We start from the raw sequence: 16,037 nt of genomic DNA on the forward strand, positions 1-16,037 counted from the left end.
CGAAATTCAATTATGGACTTACATGCTCTCACCCCGGAAGCTGAAATAAACCGACGCATAGAAAAGATTCATCATGCCATGACAGATGCCGAAATGCCTGCCATGCTCGTAACCAGCAATGCCAACATATATTATACTACCGGCAGGGTCATAAACGGATATGTCTACATCACAGCGGCAGGCAAACCACTTTATTTTGTGCGCCGCCCTCTCGGCATCGAAGCCCCTGACGTAATCTATATACACAAGCCTGAACAGATTGTCGAAAAATTGCAGGAACGCGGACTCGAACTGCCCGACACAATAGGGATGGAGCTCGGGCTTCTTGACGTCATGACATTTGAACGACTGAAAAAAGCATTTCCCGGGATAAAACCCGTCAACGCGTCGCCTGTGCTTCGCGCCGCACGCTCTGTAAAGACCGACTTTGAACTTGACTTGCTGAGACGCTCCGGAGTAAAACATGAACGTGTATATCGCCGCATCCCTCTCCTCTATCAGGACGGCATGAGCGACATCGAACTACAGATTGAGATTGAACGTGTGTCGCGTCTTGAAGGCTGTCTCGGACAATTCCGCATCGCGGGAGAGTCCATGGAACTGTTTATGTCCAACATCCTCGCAGGCGACAATGCCGATGCTCCCACCCCCTACGACTTCGCAATGGGTGGAGCGGGACTCGACCCGTCACTGCCCGTGGGTGCCAACGGCACTGTCATAAAACCGGGCATGACAGTGATGGTCGACTCCAACGGAAACTTTACCGGCTACATGACCGACATGACCCGAGTGTTCAGCCTCGGCGATGTCAGCGACATTGCCCTGAAAGCCCATCAATGCTCTATCGACATATGCCGCGAGGTAGAAAAGCATGCCACTCCCGGCACCCCGGCATCAAAGCTTTACGAACTCGCCATTAATCTGGTGAATGAACGAGGACTCGAACGATACTTTATGGGTCACACCCAAAAAGCGGGATTCATAGGTCATGGCGTAGGCATCGAAATCAACGAACTTCCCGTTATCGCGCCACGCAGCCGCGATATACTTGTCAAAGACAATGTAATCGCCCTTGAACCGAAATTTGTAATACCCCACGTCGGGGCTGTCGGCATAGAAAATACATATATCGTGACCGACAAGGGTCTTGAGTGTATCACTACAGCGCCCGAAGAAATTATTAGCTTAAACTGAAAAATCACTCTAAACTGCATGAATTTAGCCGAAAGGATAGACTCTACGCTTTTCCATACTGTAGGCGACACCGCCGACTCGCTTGACCGCCCCTGCTATGTTGTGGGCGGATACGTGCGTGACATATTCCTGTACCGTCATTCCAAAGATATAGATTTTGTCACCGTCGGCAGCGGCATCGAGGTTGCCGAGGCGGTAGCAAGAAAGTTCGGCAAGGCTACACGATGTAATGTATTTAAAAACTTCGGCACGGCTCAGGTAAAACACCGTGGCATCGAGCTTGAATTTGTAGGCGCCCGTCGTGAGTCATACACCCACGACAGCCGCAAACCCATAGTCGAGGACGGGACCCTTGACGACGACCTTGCAAGACGCGACTTCACCATCAATGCAATGGCAATATCGGTAAACAGCGCGTCATTCGGCGAGTTGATTGACCCTTACGACGGCATCGGTGACCTTGACCGGCAGATTATACGCACACCCCTTGACCCCGATATAACATTCAGCGACGACCCTCTGCGCATGATGCGTGCCATACGTTTCGCCACACAACTCGGATTTACAATCTACGACGAGACCTTTGACGCAATATCACGCAATGCCGCGAGAATTGAAATCATATCGCGCGAGCGCATCGTCGACGAGCTCATGAAAATCATGGCATCGCCTGTGCCATCAATCGGCTGGTATCTGCTCGACAACAGCGGACTTCTGCCCTATATCCTTCCGGAACTTAACGCCATGAAAGGCGTGCAGACCGTCAACGGACGCGGTCACAAGGACAATTTCGACCATACCCTTCAGGTGCTGGATAATGTCGCGCGAAAAAGCGACAATGTGTGGCTCCGCTGGGCGGCTCTCTTCCACGACATCGCCAAGCCGGTCACAAAACGCTGGGACGACAGGCTCGGATGGACATTCCATAACCATAATTTCATAGGGGCGAAGATGTTGCCTCGCATTTTCCGCAACATGCGACTGCCTCTGAACGAAAAGATGAAATATGTCCAGAAGTTAGTCGAACTCCACATGCGCCCTATCGCACTCGTAGAAGAAGAGGTCACAGACTCTGCAGTAAGACGCATGATTTTCGAGGCCGGCGATGACATCGAGGATCTGATGACCCTCTGCGAAGCCGACATAACGTCCAAGAATCAGGAGAAGGTGCGCCGGTATATCGACAACTTCCGGCTTGTGCGCGACAAGATGGCTGAGCTTGAAGAGCGCGACCGCATCCGCAATTTCCAGCCCCCCGTAAGCGGAGAGGAAATCATGCAGATATTCAATCTTCCGCCATCACGTGAGGTAGGCACGATAAAGGAAAATATAAAAAATGCCATACTTGACGGAGTGATACCCAATGAACGTGAAGCCGCCCTTGACTTCATGTATAAGACCGCGGCATCACTCGGCATCAGCCGTGATAAGTGATTGCTCTCTCCCTCCACCTATCCCAGCAGATACACTACAATATCTTCTTTCTCCGGCACACCGAGCTTCTTTCTTATGGAGGTTTTACGGACATAAATTGTAGAAGTGGTGTGACCGGTGATTACGCTGATTTCCTTTGTCGAGAAACCGGCCACCATAAGCACTATTATCTGTTCCTCTTTCGGACTCAGAACATCGCCATATCTGCTGTGGAGTGTACTGTAGAATCCCGAATACAAATTGTCGATTATCTTATAGACATTTTCCCAGTCGACGAGTTCACCGTTGGTTTCGCCATCAATTGATGAGATCTTACGAAGCATTTCCCGGTTCTGTTCGGTAGGGATCTCAGCCACCATCTTGATAATTCCGAGTTGCTTGAGCATGACGCTACGCAATGCTGAAGAATCATTGATTTCACATTCTTGTGCGGACGGAGCAGATTTATACTCATCTACCATTTTTTGCAAGGCTTCGATTCGTTCCTCGTTTTCGCGCTCCCGCTGACGGCGCGTTATGATGATCCAGAATGCACCTGCCACCACAAGCAACGCGACAATACCGATTATCAGGATTACCACCGTCTTATGTTCGCTTTCCGCTTTCAGAGCCAAAGCGCGGTTCTGCTGGTGCAATGCACCGCGTTCAGACTCCAACTGCGAGGCTTTCATTCGATTGTAGCGTTCGTTCTGTCGGTTATTCAACCCATTAATGTGCGTGAGCTTGATTCTGCCGGTCTGCTTGAAGTCTATGATAGCATGAATAAGATTACTGTAACTGCGGAAATAGGCGTCATCTTCTCCTCTCAGTCCGACAGCGAGGCTGTCAGCAATGGCAAGGTGTCGCGAAGCACGTCTTGTTTCACCGGAATTCAAAGCATTAATCGCATATTGGAAGTGAAGGAGGTATGCCGCTCTATTGTCGGGACCCGCTTTTCGGAAAATTTCGTCAATAAGAGCGTCGCTCTCTGTGTTTCTCCCTTGTTCGGTCAACAACTGTGCGCGTTCTATTTCAAACTGAAAATGCTTGTCACCCCATTTATTCTTACGAGCGTAGCCTACAAGTTCGCTTAAGATATAGAGAGCCGAATCCGGTTCGCCGGCATATTCGTATCCCGTCAGAAGCATATATTTTGCTTCAATCTTTCTCAGGGAGTCTGTTTCAAGAGATTCAAGCCTCTTGGCGAAGGGTACAAGCTCCCGACCTTGATACTCCGCAGCCCCGAGCAATACACGAGTCCTCAATGTCTGAACCATGATTGAATCGGGAACGTTGGGCAAACCCGCAAGTGAATCAAGCATTGCCATTGCTCCGGGAGTATCGCCTACCCAAAACTTATACCAGGCAAATGCCATTCCGCTACGAATGTCCCTTACCACATCTTTGCCACGATAATATTCATGAGCGTAAGAGATAAGAGAATCACCTATCATAGAGCGGTTACAACGCATGTGGCCGTAAGCCAATAGATAACGATATTTAGCCCGTATGGAGTCAACCTTTAATTCCGAGGGGTCAATCGTCTCCAATATGGACAATGCACTGTCCGCCTTGCTTTGCATCACCTTTTCGGCATTGTCTATATCCCTATTATATCGGGAATTTGACTTCGAGCAAGAAGAAATAGCAAATGCAAGAATCGCAATCAATAAGTATATGATTTTTTTCATCGTTTCTGATTATATTAAATCTTGCATTATGCGAATAATGCCAATTTTAATAGCCGGGCTTACGCTCGGGAAGTCTTACAAGTTTCATCTTTTATATGCAGATGGTAATGTATTCCTTAGCCTTCTTAACCGCCTCCTGGAGTTTTCTTGTGTTATCGGCACGCTGTTCCTTGCTGAGATTCTCGACTTCAATTCGGAGCTTCTCAAAGCGCACAGCATCATCGCCTGTAAGAATCGGTGTTTCTGCTATTGGTCTTGCTATGATTTTGTCTCCTATTATTAAGTAGTCTACAAAGTTACAACAAATTTTGAGCCTTTTGGATTATTTCATCGGATTTCTTACAAAATATGATACGAACGTTATGTCAAAAATAATGGAAACGGATGGGGGTTCAAGATACTGCGACACTGTCTATGCGCTACATATACTTTTTCGTTGTAGCTATCACCGACTGATATTTGGCTACAGATGTCTCATTCTTACAATAATAGTGCGATTTTGGATGCTGAATAGGCTTTTGAGATGGATAAAAGGTAGAAAGTTGGAGTATCTGTTGCAGATAGTACACAAGAGAAAGCAGTATTAGACCTACTTTTTCAAGTGAAAATACTCGCGATATTTGGTCTTTATAAAATTTATGGCTAACTTCACACTCCGAAAAAGTGTCACAAATGACATTTGTTCGGAATACCATGAGGATAGAAAGAAAAATATATCTTGACAAGGTTGTAGAAAGCCGTCATAACGGAATGATAAAGATTATTACCGGTGTTCGCCGAAGTGGTAAATCATATCTCCTGTTCGATCTATTTGCCGACTGGTTGGAGGCAGAGGGTGTTTCATCTGACCATATCATTAAAATAGATCTGGAGAACCGCAGAAATAAGTCGCTACGTAATCCTGACAATCTGTTGGAGTACATTGATGCTAAAATGATTGACAAGGAGATGTATTATATTCTCATTGATGAGATTCAGTTGGTTGACGAGTTCGAAGATGTGCTCAATAGTTATCTGAAAATTAAGAATGTAGATGTGTACGTTACGGGCAGTAATGCACGGTTCCTGTCTAAGGATGTCATAACCACCTTTCGAGGACGAGGTGAGGAAATAAAAGTATTCCCATTAAATTTCAGGGAATTTATGTCTGCAACCGATAAGAGTACGGAACTGGCTTTTGAGGAGTTTATGACTTATGGAGGATTGCCTCAAGTATTGGAATATAAGTCAGAAGAACGAAAGGCAGAATATCTGAAAGCATTATTTGCAGAAACCTATATCACTGATATAAAAGAACGTTATAATATAAAGCATGATGAGGAATTGGAGATTCTGCTTGATATTATTTCGTCAAATATCGGCTGCCTGACTAATCCGAGTAAGCTCGCAAACACATTCCTAAGTGAAAAGAAAGTAAAACTCTCTGACAAGACCATAAAGAATTATCTTGACTATATCTGTGATTCATTTCTCGTTGAGAAATCACAACGATATGACATCAAGGGGAAAAAGTATATTGACACGCCCTATAAATATTATTTTGTGGATCTTGGTCTGCGCAATGCAAGACTGAATTTTCGCCAGCTCGAAAAGACGCACATGATGGAGAATATTATATACAACGAACTTCGTGTGAGGGGATTTAATGTTGACGTTGGAATAGTACCTTTGGTAATCCGTGATGAGAATGGCAACCAAAAGCGTGTCAGCTATGAAGTTGACTTTGTAGCAAACAAGGGCAACCGGAGATATTATATACAGTCCGCTTACCGACTTGACTCCGATGAAACGGTCGCACAGGAGCAAAACTCACTTCGCAACATTGATGATTCATTTAAGAAAATAGTGATTGTAGGAAATCCCATTTTAGTGGAGAGGGACAATAACGGCATCACAACAATGAGTGTGTATGACTTCTTATTGAAGGAAAACTCACTTGAACTGTAACGACGAATCGGATCGAGTTTTTCCCTTGCAGGAGCTATTGAACACTTTTTTACAAACCATTTGATAAATATCTTTGAACCAACTGGATATAAAATATAGGGCTTTACCTTCCAGCATTATCCTGACCACTTGACAAGACAATCTGAGTGAAAAATAAATATGATACACCTGATAACAGCTGCAGTCACAAAATATCACCGGTTGGCACCAATAATAGCTGCATTAGCCGTGATAAGTGATTGCTCTCTCCCTCCACGCCACTAAACGTGAGCCAAGGCAGCAACGGCAAACGACCCAGTTACCGTTAACATCATACTCATACCGATAGATATATACCTCACCGGTAGAACATATTTCCTCAACTACATCTCCTGCTGAATTGTAGCTGAAATCTATCACTAACGGTTCAACTGTAGACGAAGGATTCATATATAAGTGAACTGTTGAAATTCGACGGCAATCGTCGATGAAACACTTGTAAGTAAGCCACGGCGATTGTACAATCATGCAGTCAGAATAGTGGATAACAGAAAGCCGGAGAGTTTCATCGGGAGCATAGTCTTTTATAATCGTACACACATCACTGTAAATATATTGACGCCGCGCACCGCTTGCAGAACGTATTTCTTCCAATATGCCGGTTTCACTATAATGATACCTGTCACTTTCCTGTGAGTCAAAACGCGCCACATGCTTAACAGACTCGTCTTCATAACTATATAAATCATTCACGACACCGACAGGCACATTCATTCCTCTACATTTTCCTGTCGTTACTGTTTCAAGCCCCTCAAAACCGATTACGCTCAATATATTCCCAGCCGGGTCGAAACTTACCTCTTGCATTGACAGCGGCACCTCTTCTTTAACCGCGACGCCTTTTCTATCTATGGTGAATTTCAAATCAACACATTTCATTGACTTAACTCTTCCGGAGAGCCTAAACCGCCTTTGAGCCGCATTACCGACCGATGAAACCAAAGGCAGCAACTTGTCAGGCAATAGTTTTACAAGCAGCAATGACTTTTCAACATCACTCCATTCCCGGGTAAGCCTACAAACGTCAGAATTAGATAGCCAAAACAGATTCATAACAAAAACTTTCCACATGCCTCGCCCTGACACAATCTATTACTAAAAATAAGAAGCGTGGACGATGTTCAGTCTATCATTTACGAGGCATCGCCAAACGCCCATACCGAGATAAACAGCCCACCCCACGCCTTGTCAATATAGCGAGCCTCGATTAAGGCAGGCAATACGACACGTGGAGCGTCTTACTGCTAATCCTTCGGTATTGAAAAAACTTCAGTAAAACAACTGAAGGTTGGCGATTTTCGTAAAAGGATAAAGCTAAAAACGCTTCTTAATCATATGTTATCCGGATAATCCGGAATCAGTTGCAAAGATAGTAATTTTTTCGTATAAGAAATGACCGGTTATAATAAATATAACACACCTGATAACAGCTGCAGTAGCCACAATCACCGACCGGCAGCGATCAGTCGGTGATTGTGGCTACTGCCGACTGATATTTGGCTACAGAGGTCGCTTTCTTAATCAGCTTAAAGCTCTTATGCCCGATTTCAGGCTCAAGATAGTCCCAAAACGGCTTTATCTTCATCAGTATCTGAGCATCACCGCATAGTGTCGCCTCATAGTGGTCAAAGATACCGGCATGCAGTTGCAATATCTTTTCAAGGCGTTCACTGTCATTCCACTCTCTTCCCTCACGCCACTCGGCGATAATAGACGGTCGTGCAAGTATGCCACGCCCTATCATGGCTCCATCACCATGGCTAAGAGCGGCATTAATATCGGCGGGCGATATGATATCGCCATTATATATCACAGGATGAGACAAGGCATCACGAAGCTCCTCATATTGCGCCATATATAACTCACCGCCATACTGCTGCGCGGCTACTCGCGGATGGACAGTCACATGCTCAAGACGCATCTCGTTGAGCAACGGCACTACACCACGGAACTCATCGGGAGACGTCACTCCAAGACGCATTTTCACAGAAAAGTGTATCTCCTGATAAGAATTGACGGCAGAGACGATACGCTTCAGTTCCGCCGGATTCAAAATCATTCCCGCACCACGCCCCTTTTTAACCTGCGGAGGAAACGGACAGCCCATATTGAGGTCTATTTTTCCATAGCCTGCACCTGCCACCGCCTCCACAAGCCGGCGGAACTCGTCAAGGTCACGAAATATTATCTGGGGAAGCAGATTCATGCCGCTGTTGAACTCCGATGTTATGTCACGAAGGTCACGGCGGCGTATCTCACCATGCTCCACCCTGATAAACGGAGAGCAATACATGTCACCTGCCCCATCATAAATCGCGGAATGAAAGTGCCTGAAGGGGGCATCGGTATAGCCCTGCATCGGGGCGACTGCAATAATCTTATTTTCCATCTTAATCATTTTTTCTTAGAAATCATGTCTCCTGACGTTATTACAAGCTTGCCGCGCGACACAAGACGCCTCACCTCCTCTATCACCACATCCTTGCGGCATGACGACTCCTTGACAAGGTAGTCGATTGTGCGCGGCTCGCGCTCGACCATATACAAAAGCGACTCGGAAAGTCCGTCATATGAACGCTTGCTGCTACGCTTGCCGCGACATACGTCACATTTGCCACAATCCTTCTCCGGATTCTCTCCAAAATACCGGAGCATGACATTGACCCGACATTCATCATCGGCGAAGGCAAAGCGTCTCATCGACTCAATACGCCGTTCAAGACGCTTGCGCTGATGCTCGTAAACGCTGAGAGGCAACGCCACATGCTTAGGCAGCTCACGCGAAGTGGTATAATACAGATATGGCGTACTCTTGCGAGGAATGTATTGCAACACACGCATGCGCGAGAGTTTGAGCAGCGTCTCGTAGACCTTCTGCTCCGTTACTTCGGCTCGACGTGCAATGACAGCCTCATTGATATATATATAATCGGCAAACAGTCCCGTATAGCTGCGCAGAAGGATGTTGAACACACTCTCCTCTTCCTCTTCAAGCCGGATGCTGTAGAACTCCTCTTTTTTGGCTATAATCATGACACGCGACTGCATTGTCACCTCCTCGATAAACTCAAAATAGCCCGACTGGGTAAGCAGCTGCATGGCACTCCGCGTAGGGAGCGGGGGTAGACCGTAAGTCTTCACAAAAAGCGCGAAATTGAACTCGTAGACCATATTGTAGCCGCTTCCGACAGCGACATTCACAAAATTGCCTGCAAGCTCGTAAACACGACGGATAAACTCCTTGTCAGGAAACGCGTCAGAAATCATGCGCGTAAGACGGGCCTTGTCGGTCTTTGCCACGAGCAGCACGGCAAACGACTCTTTGCCGTCGCGCCCCGCACGACCCGCCTCCTGATAATACTCTTCAAGTGATGACGGGAGGTCATAATGAACCACTACCCTGACATCGGGCTTGTCAATGCCCATGCCGAAAGCGTTGGTGGCGACCATCACCCTTACTTCATCATCCTTCCAAGCGCGTTGCCGCTCGTTTTTCTCTTCAATGTCAAGTCCGGCATGGTAATATCCCGCAGATATGCCGGCGTCATCAAGCATCGCGGCGATTTCACGGGTGCGCTTGCGCGACCTTACATATACAATAGCGCTGCCACAGGTCGACGAGAGTATATTGACAAGCTGACGGTCCTTATAGATGTCATTGCGCACGACATAAGAAAGGTTGTCACGCGAAAAACTCTTTGCAAACACTCTCCTGCCGTCGAAGCCGAGACGAGCCATTATATCATCCACCACCTCCGGTGTCGCCGAGGCAGTCAATGCAAGCACGGGCGTCGACGGGAAATGTCCGCGCAACTCGCCTATCAGAAGATAGGACGGGCGGAAATCATAGCCCCATTGGGAGATACAGTGGGCTTCATCCACGACAATCAGGCTTACCTGAATCTCGCGTAATACAGCGATGAATGACTCGGAGCGCAGCTTCTCAGGCGAGACATAAAGGAGTTTCACCCTACCGAGGCGACACCTGTCAAACACAAGGGTCTGCTCTCCGCGCGTGAGTCCGGCGTGAAGATATGTAGCCTTGATTCCCCGGTCACGCAGATTGTCGACCTGGTCTTTCATCAACGAGATAAGAGGCGTGACGACCACAGTAAGCCCCGGAAGCAACATTGCCGGCACCTGAAATGCAATCGACTTGCCGCCTCCGGTAGGGAGCAGACCGAGTGTATCATGACCGCCAAGCACCGACTCTATGATGTCAAGCTGGAGAGGGCGGAAGTCATCATAACCCCAGTAACGTGACAATATGTCGCGGGGAGAAAGCGGCATGGCTGAGTCTAATCGTCGTTTGCCACGCGGATACCCTTTACCTGTAGCTGGATACTGCTTGCCGCGCTCTGATGCTTGTTTTCCTCAATCGTGTAGCATATGTCAAACGGCTTGCGGGCATGGATATGGTCGAAGTAACGCCCCATATTGAACGCGATACCGTTAAACACCTTTCCTGATGTATTGTCGACAAGTTCAAGCTTGATATGCTCAAGATGCTTGCCGACGAGTTTGCTCGTGCCGAAATCAAGTACACCACGGCTACAAAACATCGGTTTCTGATTTCCCGGTCCGAATGGATTAAACTTTCGCAACAGCGAGATGAACTCCGGTGTAATTTCAGAAAATGTCACGTAGGCATCTATGTCAAGCTGGGGAGTCAGCTGAGAAGGCAGTATGTTTTTAGCCACATACTCCTCGAAACGCCGGGTAAATTCCGGGATATTCTCTTCTTTCATCGAAAGCCCCACAGCATATGTGTGACCGCCGAAATTCTCAAGCAGGTCACGCGACGCGTCGATAGCGCTGTAGACATCAAATCCCTGCACGGAGCGCGAGGAACCGGTGGCAAGACCGTTTGACAGAGTCAATACGACCGAAGGCTTATAATAAAGCTCAGTAAGTCTGGAGGCGACAATACCTATTATGCCCTTATGCCAGTCTTTATTGTAGATTACAATCGACTTTTTGTCAGAAAGAAGCGAGCCGTGACTTTCAAGAATCGTGTTGGCCTCTTCAGTGATGCGCTTGTCAAGCTCCTTACGGTCGCGATTATACTGGTCGATATTCTTTGCTTTCTGATAGGCGTCGGCAAAGTCACGCGACACAAGCAGCTCTACTGCCTCCCTGCCACTCTGCATGCGACCAGAGGCATTGATGCGCGGACCGATCTTGAAGATAACGTCACTGATCGTAATCTCGCGGTTGCCGAGCTGACAGATCTTGATAATGGCACGCAGACCTACGTTAGGATTGGCATTTATCCGTTTCAGACCCCAATAGGCGAGAATACGGTTTTCACCGACCATAGGCACAATGTCGGCGGCAATACTTACTGCGACAAGATCAAGCATGTTTTCAAGATCATTGCCTACGATTCCATTGCTTTTGGCAAATGCCTGCATGAACTTGAACCCTACACCGCATCCTGAAAGATGGGGACACGGATATGTGCTGCCCTCCAGCTTGGGATTGAGTATCGCAACAGCTGGCGGCAGCTCGTCGTCAGGCACATGATGGTCACAGATTATGAAATCTATGCCAAGCGACGCCGCATACTTTATCTCCTCGATTGCCTTGATGCCGCAATCCAGGATAATAATCAGTTTCACCCCCTCGTCATGGGCCTCGTCGATGGTTTTCATCGAAATGCCATAGCCCTCGTCATAACGGGTGGGTATGTAATATTCTATATTGGAGTAAAAATTTTGCAGGTATTTGTAGACAAGCGCGACAGATGTAGTCCCGTCGACATCATAGTCTCCAAACACCATAATTTTCTCCTTTGACCCCATGGCTTTATTAAGCCTGTTTACAGCCTTGTCCATATCGGGCATAAGGAACGGGTCGTGCAAGTCCTTGAGCGACGGGTGGAAAAAACGCTCCGCCTCGTCGACCGAAGAAATGCCACGTTGTACCAGTAGCTCGCTAATAGGATGACATTTGGCGTATTTGGACGCCAATTCCGTCTCTAATCTTTGTTGTTCTGTAGTAAGGGGTAAGTAATTCCATTTACTTATCATTTATGTTGTTTTTTATTTTTTGCATAGCAAAAATGCCCATGTGTCACATGAGCTGAAGAGAGAGACAAGGCTGTCCACGACCGCCGTTCATCGCATAGCGGAGAGAATTGCGAAAGCAGTCTTACGGCATAATTGCAAATATAGCCATTTCTTTTTAAAAAATGGCTATACAAGTTCTCCTTTTATATTAAATTAAACTTTTAAGAAGTGGCATTTTGAATATGTACATCCATCTGCGGAAATGGGAAATGAAATCCCTTTTCCGGTAACTCTTTGTAAAACCGCTCGTTCATCTCGAAATATAGCGGCCAATAAGTCGACGCGGGAGTCCATGCCCTCACGACAAGGTCGACACTGCTTGCATTTAGTGTGTTCAACGCTACAAACGGCGCCCTGTCGGCTTTCTCAAGCAACGCTTTTGCCCGGGCGTGACGCTCCTCTATCTTGTGGGCGATACCGGCAACCTTTTTCTTGCTTGAAAAAGCGCGCTGCCACCAGGGTATCTTTATCGGCTCATCAAGCGCCTTCTCAGCGTCCTCAGCATCGCGGTCAGAAACCGGCTGAGGCATGTTACGCTCCTTTCTGTCATCTTCCACATACTTTTTCACCACTCGCGGATCAGACAAAAGCATATCAAGGATAGCGTCTTTAGCGGCAGTCACGTCATCACCATAAGCTATGGAGACCGTCCAGTCGACCCGACGGTAATCCTCCTTGGAGTAGTTGTTGATAGTGCTCGTCGACAGAGGTCCGTTGGGGATTATAATCTGCTTGTTATCGGCAGTGTTTATTATCGTACTGAAAATCTGAATTTCCTTTACCGTTCCGGCAAAACCTTGCGCCTCGATATAATCTCCGATTTTATAAGGCTTGAGGAGCAGTATAAGCACTCCCCCGGCAAAGTTCTGCAACGTGCCGCTCAGTGCCAGACCGATTGCGACACCGGCTGAGGCAAATATCGCAAGGAATGAGCTTGTCTCTACTCCGAGGATGCCTATCACCGTCACGACAAGGATGAAATAGAGCAGAATCCTTATAAGGCTTAGAATAAATGTCGACAATGAGCGGTCAAACTGTCGCCTGATAAAGATTGAGTCAACCATCTTGTAGATGCGCTGTATTATGAACTTGCCTACATAAAAGACCAATATGGCTATGGCAAGGTGTATCGCGAAGTCCACGATACCACTGACAGCGCGGTTGATAAAGTCGTCCAACGACATATTTTCGAGTGCCTTCATGCCCGTTGACGACGCCTTTGCCACAGTGTCGGCGGGAGCGGCAGGAGCCGGAAGCTGTGAAGTGGCGCTCTGTATTATCTGATCAAATTGTCCGCTTAACATATAATTGATTAATATACTTGAATTATGATTATTTAATCAGTCTATAGACCATAGACGGGAGCCACGACATCTTTCCACCACTGCAAATCGCTATAATTGCCGGTGAGAGTCAACCGCCCGTCGCTCGCCTCTACTATGTAACACGACACACCGTAGCAATTGTTCAAATCTATGGCAGGCAAGCTTAACGCCATCTGCGGAGTGTGAGCCTCATAGATGACAAATTTATCCATCGCAGCCTCGTAAGCGGCAAGAGCGTTTCCGTCAGTCGACAGCGAATACATATAGTGGGTCAAGTCATAAAATAAGCCCTTAAACCCTGCGGTGCCATACTGCTGCTGCACAAATCCCTCGGCGGCAACGGCATTGTCAAGCATGACAGCACGCGTGGCAGAAGCCACTTCTTCAATATAAGCCATGTCATAGACTGACATCGTACAGCTCCGGCTTCTGCCTGAAAGGTTATCGTAGGTCGAAAATGTATTTTCTGCTGCCCCGACAAGGTCAGGAGTCTTCTTAAAAAAACACTCCACGTTAAGGTCATATGGCATTCCGTCAAGAGGCGTCTCTGCCGGTGAGGCGACTACATAAGGCGTGGCGTGACGTATCTCATACAGCGACTCGATGTTGCCCATGAAGCAGCAGTCAAAATATATAAACGAGAAATACTCCCCCTCAAGTGCCCTGCCAAGGTCAGGAATGGTCATCTGATATTTCCCGTCTATACCCCATGACCTGTTAAGTTTGGTTTCCGGGCTCCTTCCATAGTCAATCCATCCGCTGGCATGGCTCCACAAGACAAGACCGTAATCATCGGCGGGGGCAACAGCACGCATGTCGCTGAAAGCCTGCTTCATCGCTCCGACTGACACCGACGACAAGCCATCCTTATACTCCATAAGCGGAGTGTAGCCGTCTTCAGTAATCTCGGCAAGCACGGGATTGCCGGTGACATCGGCATGATATACCAACAGACGTCCGCCATTAAGCGCACCTGCTTTTACGGCAGTCTCCATCTCGGCTATATCCCTTTCATCATACGTATATCCGAGGCTGTTATTGCCGGCGATATAGACAAGCACCGTGCGCGACACCGTAGTGAGGGGCTCGTCGTTGCCACACGCTGTAACCGTCAAAGCTAAGATTAATGCGATAATGTAATGTCTCATAATTCTACAAAGGTAACAATTCTTTTTTGTTATAAATCATAAAATACTCTAAACGCTGACTAATATCTTTATTAACTAACAGAATTAAAGCTATATTTGCACAATAAACACAGTAACAAGACATGCAATCACATTTCAAGACTGCTGCGGCAATCATTGCTTTGAGCTGTGCCTCGCCTGCGATTATGGCACAATCTTACTTTGATCTTGTAGGCGAAGCCGATAAGGCTATAGCCGAAGGCAAATGGAAGGATGCGGAAGATTATCTGACCGAGGCTATCGACTCGCAGCCGCTCAACCCCTCCAATATCCTGCTGCTTTCCAATCTCGGCATAGTGCGCTATAACCTTGGCAACGACAGTCTCGCCATAGCCACACTCGACGAAGCCCACAGGCGCGCTCCTGTCTCCGTCACCGTGCTTTCCAACAGGGCACAGGTATTGACAGCGCTCGGACGCGACAAGGAGGCTTATGACGACTATTCGCGGATAATCGAACTTGACTCTACTCTCATAGAGCCGCTGTATATGCACGCCATAATGTCGCTGCGACAAGATGAATTTGAAAAGTCGCTTAAAGATTGCGAACGGCTGGAAATTCTCTCGCCTGAAGCGCAGGAAACAAAGATTGCATATGCCTCCTACTATTCAGCGACAGAACAATGGGAAAAAGCCATACCTTATTACACCGCTATCCTTGAACAAGCGGAAACAACGGAAATGTATGGAGCACGCGCAGTGTGCTATCTCATGCTTCAACGCCTTAACGAAGCTTCCGCCGACATCAGTTCCGGGCTTGAAATCAATCCGGAAGATGGCGAATTATATCTATACCGCGCCTACCTGAACAAGATGCGCTACATGAACGATGATGCGCGAGCCGACCTCACCAAGGCAATCAAGCTTGGCATCGACCGCAAGCGAGCCATGCAGCTCATGTCGCAATAATCAGGCAAAACACCAAAACATCTCCGGGGGCTCTCCACAGCCCCTTTTTCATTTGCGCCACCTCGGTATACACGCGGTAAAGTGTGGCGCTGCAGCGCTATGCTGAATTTACAATAATCGGTTGGGGTATGGGTAAAAAAAAGAGGCTGCAAGGGTTGCTTGCAGCCTCGAAGGGGGCGGTTACCTACTCTCCCACTTTCGCAGTACCATCGGCGTGGCGGGGTTTAACTTCTCTGTTCGGAATGGGAAGAGGTGGAGCCCC

Annotated in this window: 12 protein-coding genes and 1 rRNA gene; 4 read left to right on the forward strand and 9 right to left on the reverse strand. The window is 47.4% G+C overall.

The genetic code is table 11. The features are described 5' to 3' along the window. Window positions 1–12: 12 nt before the first annotated feature. The gene (locus E4T81_RS07400) at window positions 13–1,194 is read left to right on the forward strand and encodes a Xaa-Pro peptidase family protein (protein ID WP_135042934.1); all 1,182 of its coding nucleotides are present in this window, start codon (window positions 13–15) and stop codon (window positions 1,192–1,194) included. 18 nt (window positions 1,195–1,212) lie between these two features. Further along, window positions 1,213–2,628: a CCA tRNA nucleotidyltransferase gene (locus E4T81_RS07405; protein ID WP_135042936.1), complete on the forward strand. Its 1,416-nt coding sequence runs from the start codon at window positions 1,213–1,215 to the stop codon at window positions 2,626–2,628. A gap of 17 nt (window positions 2,629–2,645) precedes the next feature. Here E4T81_RS07405 and E4T81_RS07410 read toward each other — a convergent pair whose 3' ends face one another. Together E4T81_RS07410 and E4T81_RS15995 are read right to left on the reverse strand one after the other, a co-directional pair. Then, the gene (locus E4T81_RS07410) at window positions 2,646–4,298 is read right to left on the reverse strand and encodes a helix-turn-helix transcriptional regulator (protein WP_135042938.1); all 1,653 of its coding nucleotides are present in this window, start codon (window positions 4,296–4,298) and stop codon (window positions 2,646–2,648) included. Window positions 4,299–4,389: 91 nt separating this feature from the next. Then, complete coding sequence (locus E4T81_RS15995) at window positions 4,390–4,512, reverse strand: hypothetical protein (protein WP_256371509.1); 123 nt, start codon at window positions 4,510–4,512, stop codon at window positions 4,390–4,392. 479 nt (window positions 4,513–4,991) lie between these two features. Here E4T81_RS15995 and E4T81_RS07415 point away from each other — a divergent pair, with 479 nt between their 5' ends. Next, a complete protein-coding gene (locus tag E4T81_RS07415) occupies window positions 4,992–6,245 on the forward strand; it encodes an ATP-binding protein (protein ID WP_135042940.1) in 1,254 nt (417 codons plus the stop codon). Between the two features lie 222 nt (window positions 6,246–6,467). Here E4T81_RS07415 and E4T81_RS07420 read toward each other — a convergent pair whose 3' ends face one another. From E4T81_RS07420 to E4T81_RS07445, 6 genes are all read right to left on the reverse strand, one after another. Next, window positions 6,468–7,337, reverse strand: a complete 870-nt coding sequence (locus tag E4T81_RS07420; protein ID WP_135042942.1) for a hypothetical protein — start codon at window positions 7,335–7,337, stop codon at window positions 6,468–6,470. A 409-nt stretch (window positions 7,338–7,746) separates the two neighbouring features. Continuing rightward, a complete protein-coding gene (locus E4T81_RS07425) occupies window positions 7,747–8,673 on the reverse strand; it encodes a tRNA-dihydrouridine synthase family protein (RefSeq protein WP_167761772.1) in 927 nt (308 codons plus the stop codon). Between the two features lie 5 nt (window positions 8,674–8,678). After that, a complete protein-coding gene (locus E4T81_RS07430) occupies window positions 8,679–10,574 on the reverse strand; it encodes an ATP-dependent DNA helicase RecQ (protein ID WP_135042946.1) in 1,896 nt (631 codons plus the stop codon). Window positions 10,575–10,582: 8 nt separating this feature from the next. Next, a complete protein-coding gene (gene recJ, locus E4T81_RS07435; RefSeq protein ID WP_135042948.1) occupies window positions 10,583–12,316 on the reverse strand; it encodes a single-stranded-DNA-specific exonuclease RecJ in 1,734 nt (577 codons plus the stop codon). Between the two features lie 200 nt (window positions 12,317–12,516). Next, entirely contained in the window at window positions 12,517–13,659 is a 1,143-nt protein-coding gene (locus tag E4T81_RS07440; protein ID WP_135042950.1) for a mechanosensitive ion channel family protein, read from the reverse strand. A gap of 41 nt (window positions 13,660–13,700) precedes the next feature. Continuing rightward, complete coding sequence (locus E4T81_RS07445; protein ID WP_135042952.1) at window positions 13,701–14,828, reverse strand: clostripain-related cysteine peptidase; 1,128 nt, start codon at window positions 14,826–14,828, stop codon at window positions 13,701–13,703. 122 nt (window positions 14,829–14,950) lie between these two features. Between E4T81_RS07445 and E4T81_RS07450 the strand changes: the two genes are divergently transcribed. Then, entirely contained in the window at window positions 14,951–15,775 is an 825-nt protein-coding gene (locus E4T81_RS07450) for a tetratricopeptide repeat protein (RefSeq protein ID WP_135042954.1), read from the forward strand. A gap of 171 nt (window positions 15,776–15,946) precedes the next feature. On the opposite strand, the gene rrf is transcribed toward E4T81_RS07450, so the two are convergent. Beyond that, a 5S ribosomal RNA gene (rrf, locus tag E4T81_RS07455) occupies window positions 15,947–16,037 on the reverse strand; the annotation flags it as partial.

The organism is Barnesiella sp. WM24, assembly GCF_004570975.1.
GTDB lineage: Bacteria > Bacteroidota > Bacteroidia > Bacteroidales > Muribaculaceae > Muribaculum.

Excerpts from the sequence above, each read along its gene's own strand:
- E4T81_RS07400 (WP_135042934.1), top strand. The coding sequence starts at position 13 with ATGGACTTACATGCTCTCACCCCGGAAGCTGAAATAAACCGACGCATA.
- E4T81_RS07405 (WP_135042936.1), top strand. The coding sequence starts at position 1,213 with ATGAATTTAGCCGAAAGGATAGACTCTACGCTTTTCCATACTGTAGGC.
- E4T81_RS07410 (WP_135042938.1), bottom strand. The coding sequence starts at position 4,298 with ATGAAAAAAATCATATACTTATTGATTGCGATTCTTGCATTTGCTATT.
- E4T81_RS07415 (WP_135042940.1), top strand. The coding sequence starts at position 4,992 with ATGAGGATAGAAAGAAAAATATATCTTGACAAGGTTGTAGAAAGCCGT.
- E4T81_RS07420 (WP_135042942.1), bottom strand. The coding sequence starts at position 7,337 with ATGAATCTGTTTTGGCTATCTAATTCTGACGTTTGTAGGCTTACCCGG.
- E4T81_RS07425 (WP_167761772.1), bottom strand. The coding sequence starts at position 8,673 with ATGGAAAATAAGATTATTGCAGTCGCCCCGATGCAGGGCTATACCGAT.
- E4T81_RS07430 (WP_135042946.1), bottom strand. The coding sequence starts at position 10,574 with ATGCCGCTTTCTCCCCGCGACATATTGTCACGTTACTGGGGTTATGAT.
- recJ (WP_135042948.1), bottom strand. The coding sequence starts at position 12,316 with ATGATAAGTAAATGGAATTACTTACCCCTTACTACAGAACAACAAAGA.
- E4T81_RS07440 (WP_135042950.1), bottom strand. The coding sequence starts at position 13,659 with ATGTTAAGCGGACAATTTGATCAGATAATACAGAGCGCCACTTCACAG.
- E4T81_RS07445 (WP_135042952.1), bottom strand. The coding sequence starts at position 14,828 with ATGAGACATTACATTATCGCATTAATCTTAGCTTTGACGGTTACAGCG.
- E4T81_RS07450 (WP_135042954.1), top strand. The coding sequence starts at position 14,951 with ATGCAATCACATTTCAAGACTGCTGCGGCAATCATTGCTTTGAGCTGT.